The sequence below is a fragment of the Pedobacter hartonius genome (assembly GCF_900107535.1).
GTDB lineage: Bacteria > Bacteroidota > Bacteroidia > Sphingobacteriales > Sphingobacteriaceae > Pedobacter > Pedobacter hartonius.
On the sequence record NZ_FNRA01000004.1, the window covers coordinates 237,584 to 258,209 of the forward strand.

Here is a 20,626-nt window from a genome sequence, read left to right on the forward strand (position 1 = left end):
ACGCAATGAAAAAGTATTTCCTTTTCTGCACTGCAGCCATCTGCATGTTTAGTTTTAGTGTGCAGGCGCAGCACTACAGTATCGTGATCAAAGGTGGTCATGTAATCGATCCCAAGAACAGTATCGACAAGATCATGGATGTTGCCATTCTTGATGGTAAAGTAGCGAAGGTAGCTGCTAATATCAGCACAGCAGATGCAGCCCAGGTTGTGGATGCAAAGGGACTGTACGTTTCTCCGGGACTGATCGATATGCACTCGCATAATTTCCAGGGTACTACACCAGACCATTACCTGAGTGACGGATTTGGCGCATTAAATCCTGATGGTTTTACCTTTAGGGTAGGTGTAACCACAGTGGTTGACGCGGGTAGCTCGGGCTGGAAAAGCTTTCCCAAGTTCAAACAGAATGTTATTGACCAGTCGAAAACCAGGGTACTGGCAATGCTGAACATTGTTGGCGAAGGGATGCGTGGCGGAGCGTATGAGCAGGACACTACGGATATGAATTCTAAAATGCTCGCTATGGTGGCCAACAGCAACAAAAAGACCATCGTTGGTATTAAGGTAGCACATTATGAAGGACATGAATGGACTGCGGTAGACCATGCTGTGGCAGCGGGAAACAAAGCCAATATCCCGGTGATGATAGATTTTGGTGGTGCCACACCAGCCCTTTCTTTGGAAGAGCTTTTTATGACACACCTGAGAAAAGGAGATATCTTTACACACATGTATGGTGCCTTAGCTCCGTCAAGGGAAGAGATGATCGACAAAGCTACCGGTAAAGTAAAATCATATTTTTATACTGCACGCAAAAAAGGGATTATCTTTGATGTGGGTTACGGAGGAATCAGCTTTGCTTATTCTCAGGCAATACCAGCGATGAAAGAAGGTTTTTATCCGAATACGATCAGTACAGATATCCACACCGGAAGTATGAACAATGCGATGAAGGATATGATGAGCGTGATGTCTAAATTCCTGGAAATGGGAATGCCATTGAAAGATGTGATCAAAGCCTCTACATGGGAGCCTGCACAGGTGATCAACAGAGAAGAACTGGGGAACCTGTCTGAAGGTGCTCCTGCAGACGTAACCGTTTTTGATATCCGTAAAGGTAAATTTGGCTTCTTTGACTATACGGGACATAAAGAATCCGGAACAGAGAAATTTGAATGCGAAGTGACGATCAGAGATGGTAAAGTGGTATATGACCTGAACGGAAATACAACTCCTATCGGTTTAGGACACGGAGATCACTAGTTTTTGTAAATTTGAACCGAAGGATAGTTTTTTAGAAAACAATAATATATACAGATGAAATTGAATTCAAGGACAGGCATGTTAGCCATAGCCATTACATTTTTGGCTTTTAAGGTAAATGCACAGACTATTCCGAAAGAGGAGCTGATCTATCTGACCTCCGACTGGAAGGGCGAACGTTTTCCTGACGGAAGACCAAAAATTCCTGATGAATTGCTGGAAAGGGCAAAACACATAGGTATTGAGGAAGCATGGACAATCCTGAACAATGAAGGTTATCACTGTCAGTTTGATGGTGGCTGGAAAATGGTGCATGATGACGTGCCTATTGTTGGCAGGGCACTTACTGCAGCTTATATGCCTTCCAGGCCCGACCTGGAGAAAAACATCAAAGACCGCGGAGCGAAACAGGGCAGAAAGGGAAATACCAACGCATGGGCGATTGATATGTTGTCTAAAGGTGATGTATATGTAGCCGATGGATTCGGTAAAATTGCAGAAGGAACGCTGATTGGCGATAACCTGGGCAATTCAATTTTTGCAAAGTCTGGCAACGGGGTGATCTTCAATGCTTCCAGCCGTGACCTCGATGGATTAAGGGCGATCAAAGGTTTTAATGCTTATGTGCGTGACTGGGATCCTTCTTACCTGAAGGATGTGGTATTGACGGGACTGAATACACCTATCCGCATCGGAAGGGCTATCGTAATGCCGGGTGACCTGGTTCTGGCGAAAAGTGAAGGCGTGGTCTTTATTCCCGCCCACCTGGCAGAGAAGGTCATCCTCACTGCCGAGTTTATTAGCCTGCGTGATACCTTTGGTATCCAGATGCTGAAAGAAGGCAAGTATTCTACCGGTGAGATTGATAACCAGTGGACAGACAAGATCAAGGAAGATTTCCTGAAATGGCTGGACAAAAATCCGGGAAAGATACCTATGAGCCGTGCTAAACTTGATGACTATATGAAATCAAGAACCTGGTAAGGAAAATGATATTTTAAGAAATCCCGTTGGTCATCTGATTAACGGGATTTCTTTTGCGCAGCCGGATGAGTACGAACTCCTGTGCAAAATGCTGAAGACCGGCCGGATTGCTGTGTTTTTCGTTGTTTGTTGCTTGTTCCTTCTCTTTGAGTGCGACTATCATACGCCGAGGGAACGAGGCTAGACCGAGTTTAAGCCCTAAAATCGGTCTAGCCTCGTTCCTTCAGGACACCTACCTCGGACTCATCGGTATGGATGCACGAAGAAAGACGCCTGACAGTACGATTTGTATTCAAAAGGATACTTTTATTAAACAGCACATTTACTTACATTGATTGCTGAATTATACTGATAAAAAATGATAACACAAGAGCCTGCAGGTGAAAGCAAAGCTGTAATTACAAAAGGACCGAGGTTGCTCTCCCTGGATTTTTTCAGGGGATTTACCATGGCCTCCATGATCCTGGTGAATAACCCGGGCAGCTGGGCACATATCTACGCCCCACTGGAACATTCGGAATGGAATGGCTGTACGCCCACCGATCTGGTATTCCCGTTTTTCCTGTTTATAGTAGGTGTTTCTATCGTTTACGCGATGGAGAGCAAGAAGGCGGATGCCTCATTGCATGGCAAATTGCTGTTATCTGTTCTGCGAAGGGCCGTGACAATCATTCTGCTTGGCATGTGTTTGTCGCTCGTCTGGAAGTTTGACCTTGCCCATCTCCGTATTCCGGGGGTATTGTTCCGGATAGGCGTGGTCTTTGGAATCAGTGCCCTGATCTACATTAAAACCTCAGTCAGAACACAGCTTTATACGGCAATAGTTTTGCTGGTTGGCTATTATTTACTGATGAACTTTGTCCCGGTACCCGGATTTGGCCCGGCCAATCTGGAACCTGCAACAAACCTCGGCGCCTGGCTGGACAGGCTTGTGTTTACAGAGAACCACCTCTGGAAGTCCTCCAAAACATGGGACCCCGAGGGATTGCTCGGTACGCTGCCTGCCATTGGAACCAGCCTGATCGGTATTCTTACAGGCACATGGCTGAAAAAAGGAAAACTCAAAACTGTTAAAGACCTGGGCGTAATTGCAGGTGCAGGGCTGGCGTTGGTGGTCCTTGCCTTAATATGGGATACGTTCTTTCCCATTAACAAGTCATTGTGGACAAGTTCTTTTGTGTTGTTTACTGCCGGTCTGGGTATTATTATCCTTTCTCTATCCTACTGGATTATTGATATCAAAAAGTATCAGTTGCTGATCTGGCCATTCGTTGCCTTTGGCCGTAATGCAATCACTGCTTTTGTACTTTCGGGTGTGCTGCCAAGGCTATCGTCTTTCATTCCTGTTACCGCAGAGGGAAAGCAGACGAATATCTGGGCTTATGTCAATGAATATATATTTTTTGCCAATCTATCTCCTAATAACGCTTCACTGATCTCGGCCTTTACGGTTGTTTTGCTGATTTTTATCCCGATCTGGTGGATGTACAAAAAGAACGTGATTGTAAAAGTATAAAATAGATTTCCCGGCTGCTGGTGCGGAAATCAGCGAGAGATATTAGTGTAATTAATTGATCTTTAGTCTTCAATGAAAAAAAATGCACCTCTCTTTCGATGCTGTATGCTGCTGAAGCGCAGCAGAAGGCATCGAAAGAGAGGTACATTTTTTTGAGATGATCCTTAGCTTGTTGCCTTTCAGCATTGCTTAAAGCAACGTAAATAGCCCATATGCTCCGAAAACTTCAGTCGCCGCACTGATGTACGATTTCAAGAACCGCCTCAGCAAATTCACACAGTTTCTATCTTTTGTTTTTCTATCCATGCGATACAATTCCTGAAGAATTGTTCAGGCTGCTCAATCCAGGAAAAATGACCTGCATCTTTGATCACCACCAGGGTGGAAGAGGCTATCTTTTTGTGTATCCTGTCTGATTGTGAAATCCTGTCACAGATGAAATCATCGTCACCAACAATAATCAGCGTCGGGACGGTGATATGGTGAAGTAGGGGAAAGAGCAGTTCTGATCCGTGTTTTGATGCATTGGTATACCGGAAAGCTTTTTCACTCAATTCCGGTGTGCCGGTTTTTTCTGCAAATACGCTGAGGTTCTTTTGATCATGGAAATAAAAAGGCATGATCACCCGTACCTTTTCGTTAAGTGTATAATTGGTGGTATCTTTTCCTGCGAAAATATTTGCTCCTTTTGTATAATAAGGTTCATTTTCGCGTTTTAAAATGTTCTTCATAAATTCCTCCCTGGATATGTCGTCCGTGCCTGCCATGGAACTGATCGCAATAATTCCATTGAGCTTGTCATTGTGGATAATGCCGTAATTCAGTACCTGGTATGCACCAGAGGAATGTCCCATTACCCATATCTTATCCTGTTTAAGATAGTCCCTCAATGCGTCCATATCTTTCATGAAATCCTGATTTGTATATTTCAAGGGGTTTTCAGGGCCGCTGGATTTACCGCTCATCCGTGTATCATACCAAACCATGGTAAAATGCTCTTCCAATGGTTTTAGACTTCTTCTGTACATTTCAAGGGATGGGCCCCATCCTGGTGTAGGGCAAATACATACGGGCCCGGTACCACTAACGATATAGTGGATGATGACACCATTGAGCGGTGCATAATGTTCTCCTTTTGAAAGGGCATATAAAGAGGTCAGATATTCCATGAGTACTCACAATTAGGGTTTTCGGTTTTATTTCATTCCCCCCGCGGGAGAATGATCAGATGGAGTAAAATTGAAAATATGGCCTTGCTTTATATATCACCATTAGCGGCGCTTTTTATCACCATAATTGGGGATTTCCCAGGTTAGGAATGGATTTAATCTGTGATTTTGAAATAAATTCTAGTAATATTGTCGTTTATTTTTTAAAATTAATATATTTACCGCAGGTATATCAGTGTTGCCCCTCCAATCTAAAATTATGATGACGATATTATTTTATGAAATGAATTGTTGTCTTAACTAAGTTATCTCCAATAACTATTATATAGCCTATATTGATTCATGTTCCCTTTTCAATAATTAATGAAGAATTTATTTATAACTATTTTTTCGGCAGGGCTGCTGGCCAGTATCTCCTTTGTTTCCTGTAAACAAAAGAGCAAGCCTGCAGCAGTTGTGCTAAGGCCCTCCAAACCTTACCGCAAGGCAGCCATATGCTGTGAATCCAATATCCCCAGCCGTTTTAAACTGGCGAGTGTTGATCTTGATATTGAACCGGGTGCAGCCAAAGACCATAAAAATATGGTTTGGGTAAAAGGTGGCGATTTTTTGATGGGTGGCGACAATAAGCAAGCCTCGCCGGATGAATTTCCCAAGCATAAAGTGATACTCAATGGCTTCTGGATTGATGTTTCAGAAGTTACCAATGCGCAATTCAGCACTTTTGTAAAGGCCGCTAAATATGTGACCACAGCAGAACTGAAACCGGATTGGGAAGAGTTGAAGAAACAGGTTCCCCCGGGTACCCCAAAACCAGATGCAAGTGTGTTTGTTCCTGCTTCACTGGTATTTAAACCTACCAAAGGTGCTGTAGAACTCAGCGATTACAGCCAGTGGTGGACATGGCAGAAAGGGGCCGACTGGAAACATCCGCATGGTCCGGCCAGCAATATCAAAGGCAGGGAAAACTATCCTGTAGTGCATATTTCCTGGTATGACGCAGTAGCTTATTGCAAATGGGCAGGAAAAAGACTGCCTACCGAGGCGGAATGGGAATGGGCCGCAAGAGGCGGATTGAAAAATAATATTTACCCATGGGGCAATGAACCTGTCACTACAGGGAAAACAAAAGCCAATATCTGGGAAGGTGACTTTCCATACCGGAATACACTGAAGGATCATTTTTATCATGCGGCACCCATAAAATCTTTCCAGCCGAATGGTTACGGATTGTATGATATGGCAGGTAACGTTTGGGAATGGTGCGCTGATTATTATGACAGCCGGTATTACAGTACTGTTACCACCGGTTCGGGCGTCAGAGAGCCCAGAGGGTCAAAGGTATCCTATGACCCTGATGAACCCTATGCCAAAAAGCGCGTCATCCGTGGCGGCTCTTTTTTATGTAACGAGAGCTATTGCTCCGGCTTTCGCGTAGCAAGAAGAATGAAAAGTACAGAAGACAGCGGTATGGAGCATTTAGGCTTTCGCTGTGTGGCGGACAACTAAAGTGTTGTGCAGAACGAATAAATATTTTTTTAAAGAAGGAAGGGAGGAGATTCAAAAGAAATTTACACGATAGTATTCAATCAATAAGGGGAAATACAAAGTATTCCCCCAAAATTTCAATTTATAATGAAACAGGTTTACAATTGGCGTTGGCGCCTGTCTCAAATCACGAATTAAAACCTAAGTAAAGATATGACAAATATTCAAAATGCCGGCTGGGTATCCAGGCCGGATGGTCTGTTTATTGACAAAAACAAAATCAGTGCTGAATATGATGAGAAGAAACTTACCGGAAAAGCCCTTGTGGAATGGAAGTTCCAGCGTTATATGAAAGACTACCTGGCTACCGCAAATTCACTGGACAGGAATATTGGCAGTATCCTCGATTACCTGGATAAATCAGGGCTGGCAGAGAATACAGTAGTCATTTATGCTTCTGACAATGGTTTTTATTTAGGAGAACACGGATGGTTTGACAAACGTTTTATTTATGAAGAATCCCTGCACGTGCCCTTGGTGGTGCGTTATCCAAAGGTTGTAAAACCGGGCAGCGTAGTGAAAAGCATTGTGCTGAATAATGACTGGGGGCCAACAGTACTGGACATTGCCGGTATTAAAATGCCAGCTGCCATGCAGGGAAAATCGTTTCTTCCGCTGCTGAAAGAGGAGACTGCTGTAAAAGACTGGAGAAAGGATGCGTATTACCACTATTATGAATTCCCGCAGCCGCATCATGTACATCCGCATTTCGGAATCCGTTCCGACAGGTATACACTGGTAAGATTCTACGGGGAGATCAACAGCTGGGAGTTATTTGACCTGCAGAAAGACCCGAATGAACTACATAATCTTTATGGAACTAAAGGGGAAGCAACAGTAACTGCTCACCTGAAAGCAAGGCTGAAGAAGCTGATCCTGCAGTATGAAGACACGGATGCACTGAAGATATTCGAAAAAACAATCTAGCCGGAACATAATATGTTCGGCGTTTGTTAAACAGTACACTGGCCATGCCTTCAATGGTATGACCAGTGTTTTGCTATCTCAATACTATTTATCCTATATAAGAACGCAATTGTTATACCTAATCAGGCTGTTCTAATGTGCAACTTTTGTAAACAGCATCAGTCCTGTAGACCAGTTGAATGTGGTCTGTACAAAGTCGGTTCTCCGTGTCAGCGTTTCAACAAGTTTTTCTACCCTCGGCGCATGTCCTTCAGGCCAGTTAGGCTGGGGAAGAAGGTCATCTATCAAATAATATCCGCCTGGTTTTATCAAAGACAGCGTTTGGTCAAGTACTTCAAATTTCCCCGGCATCGCGTCTGCAAAGATCAGGTCAAACTGCTCTCCGTCATAAAACGTCAGCCATTCATTGCCGTCGGCACATACAATCGAAATCCTTTGATCTCCTGCAAAGGTATTCACTGCAACCTGCTGAAATTCTGCATTGATATCTATAGATATCATTCTTGAGGTTGCATTTGCGCCTTCCGCCATCCAGGCCAGTGATAATCCTGTACCTGTACCGATGTCCAGGAAATGACCCGACGGTTTGGAAGCACACAGTGTTCTGAGCAGCGATCCTGTTTTCAGATCAGAAGGCATGTTGAATTTTAATTGCTGACTCGCCTCATTGATTTGAGTGTAAAATTTCGGAACTGTGATTTTTTCGTCGTTTAACATCGGTGCGTTTTTATTTTAAGGGAATGGGTTCAAAGTGTTCAACTATCGGAAAAGGTTCGTAATAATGATGCAAAAGTCTTTTCCATTCCTGGTAAGCTGCGGATTGCCTGAACCCAAAGGTGTGGTCTTCCAGTGTTTCCCATTCTACAAGGAGCAGGTATTTATCACTTTGTTCTAAACATTTATTTAAGCTGTGGCGGAGATAGCCCGGTATTGAACTGATATATTGACCGGCCGCTTTGAAGTCATCTTCAAATTGGACTGCTGTTCCTTCTTTAACGTATAGTAATGCCGATTCTAATATCATGTTCAATTCATTTTGCGCATAAAATAAGGATTATTTGCGAAACTTGAACGCTTGATCTGTTTAGTATTTATACTGAGGGGGTTTAGTAGCCGTAGCAGGCAGATCAGGTATAAAGTACGGGTACGAATGAAATGTATATATCTACATTTATTTAAAATTAGTACAATGAAGTTATCGGTGGTTTTTAATAAATGAAAAGCTGAAGATAGTCTCATTACCATTAAAAAGTTATACACCGATGAAAATCATGGATTCTAACCGGCGTTCGGGAGATGATTTCAGCCTGAAGCCAAAAGCCAGGAAAATTCTTGTCGTGGAAGATGATCCCGCACTTTCTGAAATACTGGAGGATTTCTTAACTGATTCCGGATACGAGACTCATGTGGTGAATGAAGTTCTGGATATCCATTCCCTGCTGGAGAAACTTCATCCTGACCTGGTGATTCTGGATTACCTTCTTCCGGTAGTGAACGGGGGTGAGCTGTGCAGCCAGATCAAGCGCAACCAGCTGACCTGCGGACTGCCGGTAATCATGTTTTCGGCCTATCAGAAGGTCCTCTTTTCCATTGGTGATTATGGCTGTGATGTTTTTATACCAAAACCTTTTGACCTGACCGATTTACTGGAGAAGATTGAAGAATATATGATTTAAGCCGGATTGCCGCTGTACAAATACGTGGGTGGCGAAAAAAAATCCATACTTATTTTTCTATCTGCCGGACTATATAATTGTCTTTGGAATTGCTTGCGATTTTCCTGAAAAAGAAAAAATTCAACACTATAGCGCAATTTGTAAAACATTCTCGTCGTTTTATTGTATTATTTATATTACCAATATTCGTTCTAATCAAATATATGAAGTTATTGCTACCAAAGAAGTACATTTTCCTGGCCATGCCATTTTTAGTATTCGCATCACAGGCACAGGAAATACCAGACACGCTTAAGCGCCGGCAGGTTCAGACGGATACGCTAAAAAAACCTGCTGCCCCTCCAAATTCCCAACCGCCTTCTGCAGCAAAAGCCCCTGTGGTCAATCCTGCAGATACTATCGGGCCTGGCCTGGTAAAGGGTATAGTGAAGGATGAAAAAGGCTCGCCGGTTCCGGGTGCCGTAGTCCAGATCCGCGGAGAAACCACGCATGTATTAACAGATCCGAACGGGCGCTTCAGTATCCGTTTACCAAAACCCACCAGTGTGATCCAGGTTGTTTTTATGGGCTACTCCACACGGATCGTCCGCCCGGGAACCCAGAAAAATATTACCATCACGCTGATCCCTGCCAGTAAAGCACTGAGCGAAGTAGTGATCACAGGATATTCCACCCAGCAGAAAAAAGACCTGACCGGTGCCGTTGCAACCATTAAACCTTCGGATATAGACAATATGCCGGTAGGAGGGGTAGACCAGGTATTGCAGGGTAAAGCTGCCGGAGTATCTGTCACGCAAGGTACGGGGGCACCCGGCGAAGGCATCGCCGTCCGCATCCGTGGTATCGGAACCATAAACAATAACAATCCTTTATATGTGATAGATGGTGTGCCAACACCATCAGGGATCAACCAGATCTCTCCGGCAGATATTGAAAGCATCAATATCTTAAAGGATGCTTCATCTGCGTCGATTTACGGTGCAAGGGCCTCTAACGGGGTTGTAGTGGTGACCACCAAAAAAGGACAATCGGGCAAGGCCCGTTTTAATATCAGCCAGTATACAGGGGTACAGGTGCATGGCGACCTGATCAAGATGGCAAACACGCAGCAGTATGTTGCTGCTTTCAATACCGCTGCGGCGGCAGACGGAAGAACGCAGATACCCGCTGACCTGGCCGCCGGGCTGCCAAATGTGGACTGGCAAAAGGAGGTACTGAAGCCGGCCCTGGTGAATAACACCAACTTTTCTGTAAATGGCGGAAATGAAACGGGGAATTACCTGGTTTCGGCCAACTACTACAAACAGGACGGACTGGTCAAGAACAGCGCGTACGACCGCTTCAACCTCCGTACAGCGGTGAACAGTACACTGTCAAAAATATTTTCAACAGGACTGAACCTCAACCTTTCCTATGCAAAAACCAGGCAGGTTGGTGCATCGGGCGACGGTTTCGGGAATGGCAACCAGGGAGCAAGTGTATTGCGTTATGCGCTGTTGCGCTCACCGGCAACACCTGTGTTTAAAAGTAACGGCGATTATGTAGACCTGCCGGAAAACCCTTCCTTTTTTGGTGACGGCTTAAACCCGGTAGGGTATGCCGACAATTTTGACAGAAGTTACAACGCTTACAGCGTTTTGGGAAGTGTATTTGCGGAAGCAAATATTGCCAAAGGACTGAAACTGCGTACCACCTTTGGTGGAAACCTGGTCATTACCGACTTCAAGCAGTTCTTTAAGATCTGGGGAAGTGACCGCTCGCTGAACTCACCGGGAAGTCTGGCCCGCTCCAACGCAAACCAGTTTGACTATAACTGGACCAATACCCTTACCTATAATTTCAAATTGGATAAAAATCAAACCATAAATCTGCTTGCGGGTAGCGAAGCCATTAAAAGCCGCACAAACGGCTTATCGGCGTCAAGATCTATTTTCCCAAACCAGTCTGACAACTTTCAGTACCTGGATAATGGTATAGGCATCCAGCAGAACGGAGAGAATGAATCGCGCTGGGCGCTGTTCTCCCTCTTTGGCCGTGCAGATTACCAGTATGCAGATAAATACCTGGCGAGTTTTACCGTTCGCCGTGACGGATCTTCACGCCTGAGCCCGGACAACCGCTATGGTAATTTTTATGCAGGTTCTGTTGGCTGGCGCCTGGATCAGGAAGATTTCCTGAAAGGTTTTGAACAGCTGTCGATGCTGAAGCTCCGGGCAAGTATCGGGCAGACCGGTAACCAGGAGATCAGCAATTACGCCTATACCACCCTCAACTCTTTCGTAGGTTTCTATCCCTTTGGCGGAACGCCGGTGATCGGAAACTCACTGACATCAAGGGGAAACAGTAATATCACCTGGGAAACGAGTACACAAACCAATTTCGGACTGGACGCCGGTTTTTTTGAGGATAACCTGCAGCTGAGTGCCGATTACTTTATACGTGATAACTCTGATATCTTATTCGCCAATCCCCTGCCGCCAAGTGCCGGCGGAGGATCAAGCCCTTTTATCAATGCCGGAAAAGTAAGGAACCAGGGCTTTGAACTGCAGATCTCTTACCGTAAGACACTTTCTGACGACTGGAGCTTTGACGTTTCAGGAAACCTGGCAACCCTGAAGAACAAGGTTGTATCACTCGCTGGATCTCCAATCCAGGGAGGGCGTATCGCAAATGAATACAATGCCACGCTCACCACAGTTGGTCAGCCAATCGGTGCTTTTTACCTGATCCCGATGGAAGGCATCTTCCAGAATAAACTGGACATCTTTACGCACGCTTACCAGGGCGCAGGCATCCAGCCGGGTGATGTAAAATATAAAGATACCAACGGTGATGGAGTGATCAATGAAAACGACCGTGAGATTGCCGGGAGCCCTATTCCAAAACTCACCTATGGTTTTACCGGAAACGTAAGGTTTAAGAGTTTTGACCTCAGCATTTTCTTCCAGGGAGCCTATGGCAATAAGTTATATAACCAGATCTCTACTGAGACCGAAGGTTTTTACAGGGCCTTTAATGTGACCGAAGAGGTGGCTACAGGCAGCTGGACCGGTGAAGGAAGCACCAATCAATATCCGCGCCTTACCTGGAGCTCAGCTTCATCTACCAATAATACCAGGCCATCTACCCGCTTCCTGGAAAGCGGTTCATACCTGCGCCTGAAGAATGCGCAGATCGGTTATAGCTTTACCCCTAAATTGTTGTCTAACCTGAAAATCGCCTCAATGCGTGTTTATGTAAGCGGACAGAACCTGCTGACGTTCACAAAATATAAAGGGCTTGACCCGGAAATTTACACGAGTAGTAACGGCCAGGGGGATGGCGTAAGGGCCGTAGGTATCGATTGGGGTACTTATCCTTCAGCCAGAATTTATACACTAGGCCTTAATGTTAACTTTTAATCCATGAAGAACATATATATCATACCGCTTTCTCTTTGTCTGCTGCTTGGCACGGGATGCAAGAAATTTCTTGATCAGCCTGCCCTGGGTTATTATTCAAATGAAGATCTTTTCAGTAATGATGCCACAGCAGTTACTGCCGTTAATGCGGCTTATATTCCTCTGACCTTTACTGACGCGGCAGCAAACCCGGTTTGGGTACTGGGTGATGTGGCCTCGGATGATGTGATCATTGGCGGAAATGCCGGTGAACAGGCCGACTATACGGGTGTTGACCTGTTTAACATACTCCCTACGAATTCTGCAGTGCAATCGCTATGGTCGCGCTATTACAATGGCATCAACCGCTGTAACGTGGTTACAGACGGGTTGACGGCCGAAAATACCAAAGTATCAGAAGCCATGCGCACACAGATACTCGCGCAGGCGAAGTTCTTAAGGGCATACTATTATTTTACGCTGACCAATTTCTACGGGAACATTCCTTTGCGTCTGAAAGTAAGTGCCCTTACTGACGCCCCGGTTACCTCATCCACACAGGTACAGGTGTATACACAGATTGAAAAAGACCTGAATGAGGCCAGTGCAGGTTTGCCCGAAAAATGGACAGCTACAAGCGATATCGGCAGGGCAACGAAAGGGGCTGCGCTGGCTTTACTGGCAAAGGCTTCCCTGTTCCAGAAGAAATATACCGAAGCAGCTCAGTTTGTCACACAGGTGGAAGCACTGGGTTACCAGCTGACAGATAATTTCAGTGATAATTTCAATTCATCGGCCAAGACCAATAATGAAGTTATTTTTTCTGTATACCATACCCGCGGTGCGCAGCCATCACAGGGCAATTCATTAAATTACTGGTTTGCCCCACGCTCATTAAACGGGGCAGGGGTGTTTTATCCTACACAAAGCCTGGTAGATAATTTTGAAAGTAATGACCCGCGTTTGGACCTTACCATTGCCCGTACAGGAAAACCTTATTTCGACAGCACATTCGATGTATCATGGTCTACCACCGGGTACCTGTCTAAAAAACATGTGCAGCCGCTAAGTGAAGTGCCATCCACCACGAAAAATGACGGAAATCTCAATTATGAAGCCATCCGTTTTGCAGATGTTTTGCTGGTAAAAGCCGAGGCACTGAATGAATCAGGACAGTCTGCCGCAGCGTTGGTGCCGCTTAACCGCGTTCGCGAACGCGCCCGTAAGAACTTCAGCGGTACAGCACCGGCAGATTTGCTGCCAGCCATTACCAATACTGACCAGACACAACTCAGAGATATCATCCGCCGTGAGCGCCGCTCTGAGATGGCGCTTGAATTTCAGCGGTTCTTTGACGTGATCCGCTATGGGCAGGCTTATGCCGATGCCGTGATCAGGCCCGGCTCGCCTAATTTTAATTATGCACAGCACAAGTTTTTCCCCATTCCGCAAACAGAACTGAATGCAAATGGGAATTTATAATCAGCAATTTAAATGCAATCTGATCATGACTCTTAAGAAATATATCGTACCCGGCCGTCTGTTATTTGCTTTACTGCTTGCGGCAGCCATTATCTCTTCCTGTAAGGATGATGATGTCAAACCGGACTATAACGCAAATAAAACAAGCCTGAAGCAACTGACAGACTCTGTGAGCCTGGTGTATACGCAAAGCCCGGAAGGGCATGACCTGGGGCAATACCCCAAACAGGCAAGAAGCACGCTGAAAGAAGCTGTTGACCTCGCTACCACCGTTACCACCGGCGAACATACGCAGGAACAGGTGAATAATGCATTTGCAAACCTGCGCAGGGCGATAGTAGATTTTAACGGCAGGAAGATCGAAGAAGTAGCAGCAGAAAACCTGATTGCCAAATGGCTGTTCAACGGGAATACACTGGATGCTACGGCTAACCACCATGACGGACAGCTGATGTCTGGCATTATTGGTACGGCTGCCAGCCATTCTGATGGCGGTGTACTGCCGATATTAACTACAGACCGTTTCGGACAAACGGGCAACGCCTATGAATTTGCAAACGGAGCGTATGTAGAAGTTCCGTACGCAACCTCCCTTAACCCGGAAATACTGAGTATCAGTCTGTGGATCAATCCCAAAGAGGCTTTTAGTAACAATTATATCTTATCACTGAACAAATGGAACGGTTTTAAGTTCCAGTTGCAGACGGATAACTTCCTGTTCATGACCTTAAAAACAGGATCTGCTACCTATGACAGGGATAGTAACCCTGGTAAAATGGTAACGGGCGAATGGCACCATGCAGTAGTTACAGCAGGAAACGGTGCGATCACTTTTTATGTAGACGGCGTTCAGGTAAAAACGGAAAGTGCTTCGGGTACCGCTTTTAAACTCGCTACGCCGGTTAATCTTGCTATCGGACAGTTATTGCCTAAAGCTGTGTTTAACTATACCGATACGACCAGTCCGTTTTACTTCTCCAGCGCCTCTTTTTTCAAAGGTTCCCTGGATGATATCAGGTATTATAATAAGGCACTTTCTTCGGATGAGGTCATGAAAATTTATAACAATGAAAAACCGGATTAAACGTTTTCCATTGCTTGCTGAAGTGCAGACTGAGTTTGATCACCGTCGTTTCCATCAAAACCACTATATTGGGCGGCATGACCAGGAAACCGAAGTTACAAAAAATCATTGCCCCAGTGGACAGGTTCATTCAGCTGGAATACAGCAGCGGAGTGATATTGCTGATCAGTGTGTTGATTGCTATTCTATGGTCAAATTCTGCCTTTCATGAGTCTTATCACCGGTTATGGGAGATTAATTTCACAGCTGGTTTTGGCCAGTATGCATTGAAGCAACCCTTTCATATCTGGATCAATGACGGCCTGATGGCTATTTTCTTTTTTGTGATTGGCCTGGAGCTGAAAAGGGAATTTATGGATGGTGAGCTGTCTTCCCTGAGCAAGGCGCTGCTGCCAATGATGGCTGCCATCGGCGGAATGCTTGTCCCTGCACTCATCTATTCACTGATCAATATGGGCACCGCAGGCAGTCAGGGATGGGGCATTCCTATGGCTACGGATATCGCCTTTGCGCTGGCTTTGTTATCCATGGCGGGGAAACACATTCCGCCTGCTGTAAAAATATTCTTGTCTGCACTGGCCGTAGCAGATGACCTTGGTGCTATACTGGTGATTGCTTTTTTTTATAGCTCAGGTGTGGATCTTGTTGCTCTGGGCGTAGCCGGGTTATTTGTGCTGGTGTTAATTGCGGGAAACAGGCTTGGGGTAAAGTCTGTTCTGTTTTATCTGTTGGGCGGACTTGCGGTTTGGCTCGGCTTCTTGCTATCGGGAGTACATGCCACCCTGGCCGGAGTAATCGTAGCATTCACCATACCTTCGGATACGCTGCTGCCAAAGCTGGAACAGGGATTACACCCATGGGTAGCTTTCTTAATTATGCCTCTTTTTGCACTGGCCAACTCGGGCATCAGCATTGGGACTGACTTTCTGCATGCAATTATCAACCCGGTATCTATCGGAGTGACCGCAGGGCTTGTGGTTGGGAAATGCGCCGGGATTTTTCTGTTTACATGGGCGATGGTAAAACTCGGGTTAAGCTCGCTTCCGCATGAGGCTACCTGGAAACATATGTTAGGTATAGCTTTACTTGGCGGGATCGGGTTTACCATGTCCTTGTTTATCAGCGGGCTTGCCTTTAAAGATCCCCTGTTGGTTGAACAGGCCAAGTACGGCATCCTGATTGCTTCAGTAATCGCGGGTGTACTCGGGAGTATGGTATTAAGAAAGTAATTGCTATTTCTTCACACGGAGTGACAGGTAATAATGCCACAATATCATTGTGGCTACCGTACGGTAAGGCTGCCATTTTGAGGCAATACCCAGCAGTTCTTCCCGGGACGTATCCTTCGGCAGCTTTTTCAACTGCTTCAATGCGTTCACCGCAGCCAAGTCTCCAACCGGAAAAATATCTGGTCTTTGCAATACGAACATCAGATAGACATCAATTGTCCAGTTGCCAATGCCCTTTAACCGGTTCAGCATGGCGCGCAGTTCAGCATCAGGCAGTTCTTCTGCCGAGGCCAGGTTAAGCTGTCCCTTTACTATTGCCTCAGCAAGGGACCTCACATATGCTGTTTTCTGGCGGCTGAAATAACAAGACCTCAGCTCTTCGTCGGTCAGTAATAACACTCGCTCCGGGCTGATCTCCGTCGTTTTTTCACGCAGCTTATTTAAGGCCGCAAGTGCTGAAGCGAGGGATACCTGCTGTTCCAGGATAATGTGGACCAGCGTTTCAAAAGTGTTTGCCCGCGTCCACATTGGTGGATAGCCATAAGTCTGGATAATGAACATCAGGTCAGCATCACCCGAGGCCAGTACATCACAGATCAAATGGAAGTTTTCCGAAGAAAACGTTCCAGGCAGCGCATCAATGGAAGGATGATGAGGTAACATCGTATTCAAAACAAATTTGATTAAGATTAGAATTTAATCAGCAGTTTTTCAGCAGTCAGTTTGCCGTTCCTGTAATATTCGAAGAACCAGTTTTCATCTCTTTTAAAAACTATTCCGTTAGAGGATCCGTTATCTGCGATAAAATAATCATCCGCTGAGGTCTTATAAAGCGTTAGAATTTTTTTAGGCGTTGTATCTATCAGCTGATATCCATTGGCTGTTGGTTGTGCATATAATGTTCCGGCAGTTTGAGCAGCTTCTGTTGCAATTACTTTTGCCGCCGGCTGAGTTGCCGCTACCGTTTGTCCTGTTGCTACCGCCTGGCTTGCGGCTGCAGGCTGGCTCAGTACAGTTTGACTTGCCGTTGCAGGAGCATTTGCTGTCTGTTGTGCTGTTGCATTTGCCGGAGCAGCATAGGCGTAAGGAAGCTCATTCAGGGAAACGAATGCATCTTTCAAAGCAAGGTTGTAGGAAAGTTCAAATTCTTTCTCCCTGCTTTTTCCCTGTTTACCCGTGAAGATCACATTGCCTCTGCAATCTTTCAATACAATCGTAAGATTGGTACTGAACATGCTGTTTTTCTCCAAAATGTCGAAATTGAGCGCATTGCATTTGTTGTTGAAGATTTCAGCAGGCAGTTCTGCATTATCAAAATATACGGTGAAACCTTTATCTTCCAGCAGGCCTTTTGCGCGGCTGTTCAGGTTGTATTGGTCTGCTTGTTTAAGAAAGCCGAATTTTTCGGGTACGATCACATATTTGTAGTTATTGATCGTGTTCTGTGCATAACCCGAGAAGGAAAGGAGTACAAGGAATAGGAAAATGTATTTTTTCATCTGTTATTCTTTAAGCTACAAATATAGTTTTTATAGTTTCAAAGATTTCCTCTATGGGTTCAAAAAATAGCTGAAAGATGAGATGCAGCAGTAACTTCGGCTCTTCTTAAACTATTGGGCATTTCAGGGGTTATTACAGGTAGACCATCATCATGCTTATCTCTATGACATACCTGGGACCAGCAATTAGACTACATTGGTTGTTAATGGAAAAGATTTGAGTTATATTAAACGAAAATTGCAGGCAAGTTTGGAAGGCATCTTCCTTATGCAGCAACTGAGCTAAAATATCATTATGAACAAGGTACCCTTCTCTCAAATAACCGGGAAACTGGTAATTTTCTTACTCTTTATCTGTTGTCAAATCAGTATTGCCAGCGGACAGCAAACTCAAAAGATGATTACCAATCCCGTTTTGCCGGGCTATTATGCCGATCCTACAATTGTTGAAGATAAGGGCACTTATTATATTTATGCCACTATAGATCCCTGGGGCAAAGAAGAACTTGCTGTTTTTGAAACTAAAGATTTTATCAAATTTGAGCAAAAGCATATTAACTGGCCTACTAAAAAGGACTGTACCAGTTCCACGTCCAAAAATTCTATGGTATGGGCGCCCTCAGTGGTTAAAGGTAAGGACAACAAATTTTATATGTATGTTGCCGTGGGCAGCGAAGTATGGGCGGGAGTGGGCAATACACCGCTGGGGCCATGGAAGAATATCAAAGCAGATCAGAGCCCGCTGATCAGGGCCGATGAATATCCTGGTGTACATAATATCGATCCTGATTGTTTTATTGACGAGGATGGACAGGCTTATTTATACTGGGGGTCTGGTTTTAACTGGGTGAACGGGCATTGCATGGCTGTAAAACTGAAAAAAGATATGTACACATTTGATGGTAAACCTGTTGAAGTGACCACCCCGCACTTTTTTGAGGGTGCGCATATGATCAGGAGGAACAATAAATATTACCTGATGTTCTCCGAAGGTAAAGCCATAGATCCAACCTATCAGGTCGGTTATGCCACAGGCACAAGTCCTCTGGGGCCATTCAAAGAGGATGATCACCGTGTGATCCTGAAGACCTCGGCAGATAGTGTAGTTTACGGGCCCGGTCACCATACCGTATTTCGCAGGAAGAACCAGGATTATATTCTGTACCACAGGATATTTCCACAGGATAAAGCCTATGTTTTAAGACAGTTATGTATCGATAGCCTGAACTTTGACCGCAATGGAAATATACTTAAGATCAGTGGAAGGAACGGCGTGGCTGTGATCAGATAAATTGTCTCAAAGTACAGTGCCCGGACAGTATCCTGATTTTGGGGCATTGTACTTTGAGACAATCTCTTTATCCTGTTCCGGCAGGAAAGGAGGGAGCCCATTCAGCTCCCTGTCAGTTCTGCGTTATAAATTGCCGGGTCCCGGCTTTATAATACAACTCAGCAAGTGATTTCTGATAGTCGGAGATCATGCTTTCCCGTTTGATCTTCATGTCAATCAATTTTGATTCGCGGCTGTTGATAAGGAATAAGGTGCTTTCTCCCAGATCAAATTTTTGCGTTTCCCCTTTCAGCAGGGTTTGCTGATTGCTGATACTTTGCACCTGCACATTAAGCTGTGCGGAATAGGCAGAAAGATTGTTATAGGAAGCAAGAACGTTAGTTCTGATCTCACGTCCGGTTTGCTGCAGGTCATAATCAAGTTCCCTCTGTTTGATTTTTACTTCCCTCAGCTTGCCGCGTTCTGCCCGTAGAAACAGGGGGAATGCAAACTCAATTCCCAATTTATAATTACTCCAGTTGAAATCATAATAGTCAGGTACGTTCCCTCTGAAGCTTGTCCGGTTTGATATCAGGGTACCGCTGACGTTTAGCTTGGGTTTAAGCATTTCCTGCCGGTAACTCCGCTCAATGGCCAGCTGACCGCCTTTACTGCGTAACTTCAACAGTTCGGGGTGCTGTCCGGAAGCCTGCGCAACCAGTGTATCCAGTACCGACTGACTGGGCCTGGTTATATTTTCGTCTATCTGCGGGGGAGCGGCATTTGCGGGTAGCTCCAGGGGATTGCCCTGGCCGCTCCACAGGTGGTTGGACAATACCAGCCTGGCGTTTTGAAGCTCTATCTTTGTTTTTTCTTTCTGAATGATGCGTTCCTGTACGGTAATGTAAGCCTCAACTGAGTCGATAGCAGGCTTATCTCCGATGGTAGTCTGCCTGCTCAGGGCTTTAAACCTGCGCTCGGCAAGTTCAACACCTTCGGTCAGCAGCGCGAACTGCCGGTAGGCATAATACCAGTTCCAGTAGTCTTTAACAACCGCATACCAGACGCTGTTGATTTGTTTTAGCTGTTCAGCCTCTGCGTACTGAACCATTATTTTCGACTGCCTTAAGGTGCTGCGGCGGGCATCAATGATCAATCCCTGTCCCAGGGGTATGCTCAGTCCTACACCCGACAGGCCCTCATGGGCTGTGCGCGTCTGCGGATTGGTATAAGTGCCCACGCTGCGGTCGTATCCTACCTTCAGGTCGGCCCCGGCAAGCCACAGAGGCACTTTAAGTTCGCTGTTCCAGTTGTTGTAGTACTCTGTATCGCCAAACAGCTTCCTGCCAAACCCGGCCTTCAGGGCGGGATCAAAATACCCGAGTGACTGCAGCACATTGGCCCGGGCAGACTCGCTCAGCAAAGCCGCCTGTTTTACTATGGGATGGTACCTGAAAACCAGCAGCTGCAGATCTTCGAGTGCAAATACCCTGGCGGTATCGGTTACAGGTGTGGTTTGAGCAATACTTTTAATTGTGGTAAGCAGCAATACTATTATTATGGCTGCGGCAGGAAACCTCCTGAAATATTTCTTCAT

At 45.4% G+C, this 20,626-nt stretch carries 18 protein-coding genes; 11 read left to right on the plus strand and 7 right to left on the minus strand.

What is annotated here, in order from left to right; all coding sequences use genetic code 11:
* Nucleotides 1-5 precede the first annotated feature (5 nt).
* Together BLW16_RS09520 and BLW16_RS09525 are read left to right on the plus strand one after the other, a co-directional pair.
* Nucleotides 6-1,265, plus strand: a complete 1,260-nt coding sequence (locus BLW16_RS09520; protein ID WP_090556347.1) for an amidohydrolase/deacetylase family metallohydrolase — start codon at nucleotides 6-8, stop codon at nucleotides 1,263-1,265.
* A 54-nt stretch (nucleotides 1,266-1,319) separates the two neighbouring features.
* Nucleotides 1,320-2,249 (plus strand): RraA family protein, encoded by a 930-nt coding sequence (locus tag BLW16_RS09525; protein ID WP_090556348.1) that lies wholly within the window; start codon nucleotides 1,320-1,322, stop codon nucleotides 2,247-2,249.
* A gap of 13 nt (nucleotides 2,250-2,262) precedes the next feature.
* Here BLW16_RS09525 and BLW16_RS23240 read toward each other — a convergent pair whose 3' ends face one another.
* Nucleotides 2,263-2,412, minus strand: a complete 150-nt coding sequence (locus BLW16_RS23240; protein ID WP_175470532.1) for a hypothetical protein — start codon at nucleotides 2,410-2,412, stop codon at nucleotides 2,263-2,265.
* 195 nt (nucleotides 2,413-2,607) lie between these two features.
* Here BLW16_RS23240 and BLW16_RS09530 point away from each other — a divergent pair, with 195 nt between their 5' ends.
* Nucleotides 2,608-3,765, plus strand: coding sequence for an acyltransferase family protein (locus tag BLW16_RS09530; protein ID WP_090556349.1), 1,158 nt, complete (start codon nucleotides 2,608-2,610; stop codon nucleotides 3,763-3,765).
* A 272-nt stretch (nucleotides 3,766-4,037) separates the two neighbouring features.
* On the opposite strand, the gene BLW16_RS09535 is transcribed toward BLW16_RS09530, so the two are convergent.
* Nucleotides 4,038-4,934: an alpha/beta fold hydrolase gene (locus tag BLW16_RS09535; protein ID WP_090556350.1), complete on the minus strand. Its 897-nt coding sequence runs from the start codon at nucleotides 4,932-4,934 to the stop codon at nucleotides 4,038-4,040.
* Nucleotides 4,935-5,297: 363 nt separating this feature from the next.
* Between BLW16_RS09535 and BLW16_RS09540 the strand changes: the two genes are divergently transcribed.
* Together BLW16_RS09540 and BLW16_RS09545 are read left to right on the plus strand one after the other, a co-directional pair.
* Nucleotides 5,298-6,443, plus strand: a complete 1,146-nt coding sequence (locus BLW16_RS09540) for a formylglycine-generating enzyme family protein (RefSeq protein ID WP_090556351.1) — start codon at nucleotides 5,298-5,300, stop codon at nucleotides 6,441-6,443.
* Between the two features lie 192 nt (nucleotides 6,444-6,635).
* Nucleotides 6,636-7,409, plus strand: coding sequence for a sulfatase/phosphatase domain-containing protein (locus BLW16_RS09545; protein WP_090556352.1), 774 nt, complete (start codon nucleotides 6,636-6,638; stop codon nucleotides 7,407-7,409).
* 132 nt (nucleotides 7,410-7,541) lie between these two features.
* Here BLW16_RS09545 and BLW16_RS09550 read toward each other — a convergent pair whose 3' ends face one another.
* Nucleotides 7,542-8,126: an O-methyltransferase gene (locus BLW16_RS09550; RefSeq protein ID WP_090556353.1), complete on the minus strand. Its 585-nt coding sequence runs from the start codon at nucleotides 8,124-8,126 to the stop codon at nucleotides 7,542-7,544.
* Nucleotides 8,127-8,136: 10 nt separating this feature from the next.
* Nucleotides 8,137-8,433 carry an antibiotic biosynthesis monooxygenase family protein gene (locus BLW16_RS09555; RefSeq protein WP_090556354.1) on the minus strand — a complete coding sequence of 99 codons (297 nt, stop codon included), beginning with the start codon at nucleotides 8,431-8,433 and terminating at the stop codon, nucleotides 8,137-8,139.
* A 247-nt stretch (nucleotides 8,434-8,680) separates the two neighbouring features.
* Here BLW16_RS09555 and BLW16_RS09560 point away from each other — a divergent pair, with 247 nt between their 5' ends.
* The 5 genes from BLW16_RS09560 (at nucleotide 8,681) to nhaA (ending at nucleotide 16,260) form a co-directional block, all read left to right on the plus strand.
* Nucleotides 8,681-9,085 carry a response regulator gene (locus BLW16_RS09560; protein WP_175470533.1) on the plus strand — a complete coding sequence of 135 codons (405 nt, stop codon included), beginning with the start codon at nucleotides 8,681-8,683 and terminating at the stop codon, nucleotides 9,083-9,085.
* A 203-nt stretch (nucleotides 9,086-9,288) separates the two neighbouring features.
* A complete protein-coding gene (locus tag BLW16_RS09565; RefSeq protein ID WP_090556356.1) occupies nucleotides 9,289-12,486 on the plus strand; it encodes a SusC/RagA family TonB-linked outer membrane protein in 3,198 nt (1,065 codons plus the stop codon).
* Between the two features lie 3 nt (nucleotides 12,487-12,489).
* Nucleotides 12,490-13,947 (plus strand): RagB/SusD family nutrient uptake outer membrane protein, encoded by a 1,458-nt coding sequence (locus BLW16_RS09570; RefSeq protein ID WP_090556357.1) that lies wholly within the window; start codon nucleotides 12,490-12,492, stop codon nucleotides 13,945-13,947.
* A gap of 25 nt (nucleotides 13,948-13,972) precedes the next feature.
* The gene (locus BLW16_RS09575; RefSeq protein ID WP_175470534.1) at nucleotides 13,973-15,031 is read left to right on the plus strand and encodes a LamG domain-containing protein; all 1,059 of its coding nucleotides are present in this window, start codon (nucleotides 13,973-13,975) and stop codon (nucleotides 15,029-15,031) included.
* A gap of 14 nt (nucleotides 15,032-15,045) precedes the next feature.
* A complete protein-coding gene (nhaA, locus tag BLW16_RS09580) occupies nucleotides 15,046-16,260 on the plus strand; it encodes a Na+/H+ antiporter NhaA (protein WP_245735198.1) in 1,215 nt (404 codons plus the stop codon).
* A 3-nt stretch (nucleotides 16,261-16,263) separates the two neighbouring features.
* Here the strand turns inward: nhaA and BLW16_RS09585 are convergent, their stop codons facing one another.
* Together BLW16_RS09585 and BLW16_RS09590 are read right to left on the minus strand one after the other, a co-directional pair.
* Entirely contained in the window at nucleotides 16,264-16,923 is a 660-nt protein-coding gene (locus tag BLW16_RS09585; protein WP_090556359.1) for a DNA-3-methyladenine glycosylase family protein, read from the minus strand.
* Nucleotides 16,924-16,949: 26 nt separating this feature from the next.
* Nucleotides 16,950-17,759 carry a hypothetical protein gene (locus BLW16_RS09590; protein ID WP_090556360.1) on the minus strand — a complete coding sequence of 270 codons (810 nt, stop codon included), beginning with the start codon at nucleotides 17,757-17,759 and terminating at the stop codon, nucleotides 16,950-16,952.
* Between the two features lie 295 nt (nucleotides 17,760-18,054).
* On the opposite strand from BLW16_RS09590, the gene BLW16_RS09595 reads away from it, so the two are divergent.
* Nucleotides 18,055-19,050 (plus strand): family 43 glycosylhydrolase, encoded by a 996-nt coding sequence (locus BLW16_RS09595; protein WP_090556361.1) that lies wholly within the window; start codon nucleotides 18,055-18,057, stop codon nucleotides 19,048-19,050.
* A gap of 112 nt (nucleotides 19,051-19,162) precedes the next feature.
* Here the strand turns inward: BLW16_RS09595 and BLW16_RS09600 are convergent, their stop codons facing one another.
* Nucleotides 19,163-20,626 carry a TolC family protein gene (locus BLW16_RS09600; protein WP_090556362.1) on the minus strand — a complete coding sequence of 488 codons (1,464 nt, stop codon included), beginning with the start codon at nucleotides 20,624-20,626 and terminating at the stop codon, nucleotides 19,163-19,165.

What these genes read in the sequence shown, in the direction of transcription:
- BLW16_RS09520 (WP_090556347.1), top strand. Translation starts at nt 6, where the DNA reads ATGAAAAAGTATTTCCTTTTCTGCACTGCAGCCATCTGCATGTTTAGT.
- BLW16_RS09525 (WP_090556348.1), top strand. Translation starts at nt 1,320, where the DNA reads ATGAAATTGAATTCAAGGACAGGCATGTTAGCCATAGCCATTACATTT.
- BLW16_RS23240 (WP_175470532.1), bottom strand. Translation starts at nt 2,412, where the DNA reads ATGATAGTCGCACTCAAAGAGAAGGAACAAGCAACAAACAACGAAAAA.
- BLW16_RS09530 (WP_090556349.1), top strand. Translation starts at nt 2,608, where the DNA reads ATGATAACACAAGAGCCTGCAGGTGAAAGCAAAGCTGTAATTACAAAA.
- BLW16_RS09535 (WP_090556350.1), bottom strand. Translation starts at nt 4,934, where the DNA reads ATGGAATATCTGACCTCTTTATATGCCCTTTCAAAAGGAGAACATTAT.
- BLW16_RS09540 (WP_090556351.1), top strand. Translation starts at nt 5,298, where the DNA reads ATGAAGAATTTATTTATAACTATTTTTTCGGCAGGGCTGCTGGCCAGT.
- BLW16_RS09545 (WP_090556352.1), top strand. Translation starts at nt 6,636, where the DNA reads ATGACAAATATTCAAAATGCCGGCTGGGTATCCAGGCCGGATGGTCTG.
- BLW16_RS09550 (WP_090556353.1), bottom strand. Translation starts at nt 8,126, where the DNA reads ATGTTAAACGACGAAAAAATCACAGTTCCGAAATTTTACACTCAAATC.
- BLW16_RS09555 (WP_090556354.1), bottom strand. Translation starts at nt 8,433, where the DNA reads ATGATATTAGAATCGGCATTACTATACGTTAAAGAAGGAACAGCAGTC.
- BLW16_RS09560 (WP_175470533.1), top strand. Translation starts at nt 8,681, where the DNA reads ATGGATTCTAACCGGCGTTCGGGAGATGATTTCAGCCTGAAGCCAAAA.
- BLW16_RS09565 (WP_090556356.1), top strand. Translation starts at nt 9,289, where the DNA reads ATGAAGTTATTGCTACCAAAGAAGTACATTTTCCTGGCCATGCCATTT.
- BLW16_RS09570 (WP_090556357.1), top strand. Translation starts at nt 12,490, where the DNA reads ATGAAGAACATATATATCATACCGCTTTCTCTTTGTCTGCTGCTTGGC.
- BLW16_RS09575 (WP_175470534.1), top strand. Translation starts at nt 13,973, where the DNA reads ATGACTCTTAAGAAATATATCGTACCCGGCCGTCTGTTATTTGCTTTA.
- BLW16_RS09585 (WP_090556359.1), bottom strand. Translation starts at nt 16,923, where the DNA reads ATGTTACCTCATCATCCTTCCATTGATGCGCTGCCTGGAACGTTTTCT.
- BLW16_RS09590 (WP_090556360.1), bottom strand. Translation starts at nt 17,759, where the DNA reads ATGAAAAAATACATTTTCCTATTCCTTGTACTCCTTTCCTTCTCGGGT.
- BLW16_RS09595 (WP_090556361.1), top strand. Translation starts at nt 18,055, where the DNA reads ATGAACAAGGTACCCTTCTCTCAAATAACCGGGAAACTGGTAATTTTC.
- BLW16_RS09600 (WP_090556362.1), bottom strand. Translation starts at nt 20,626, where the DNA reads ATGAAGAAATATTTCAGGAGGTTTCCTGCCGCAGCCATAATAATAGTA.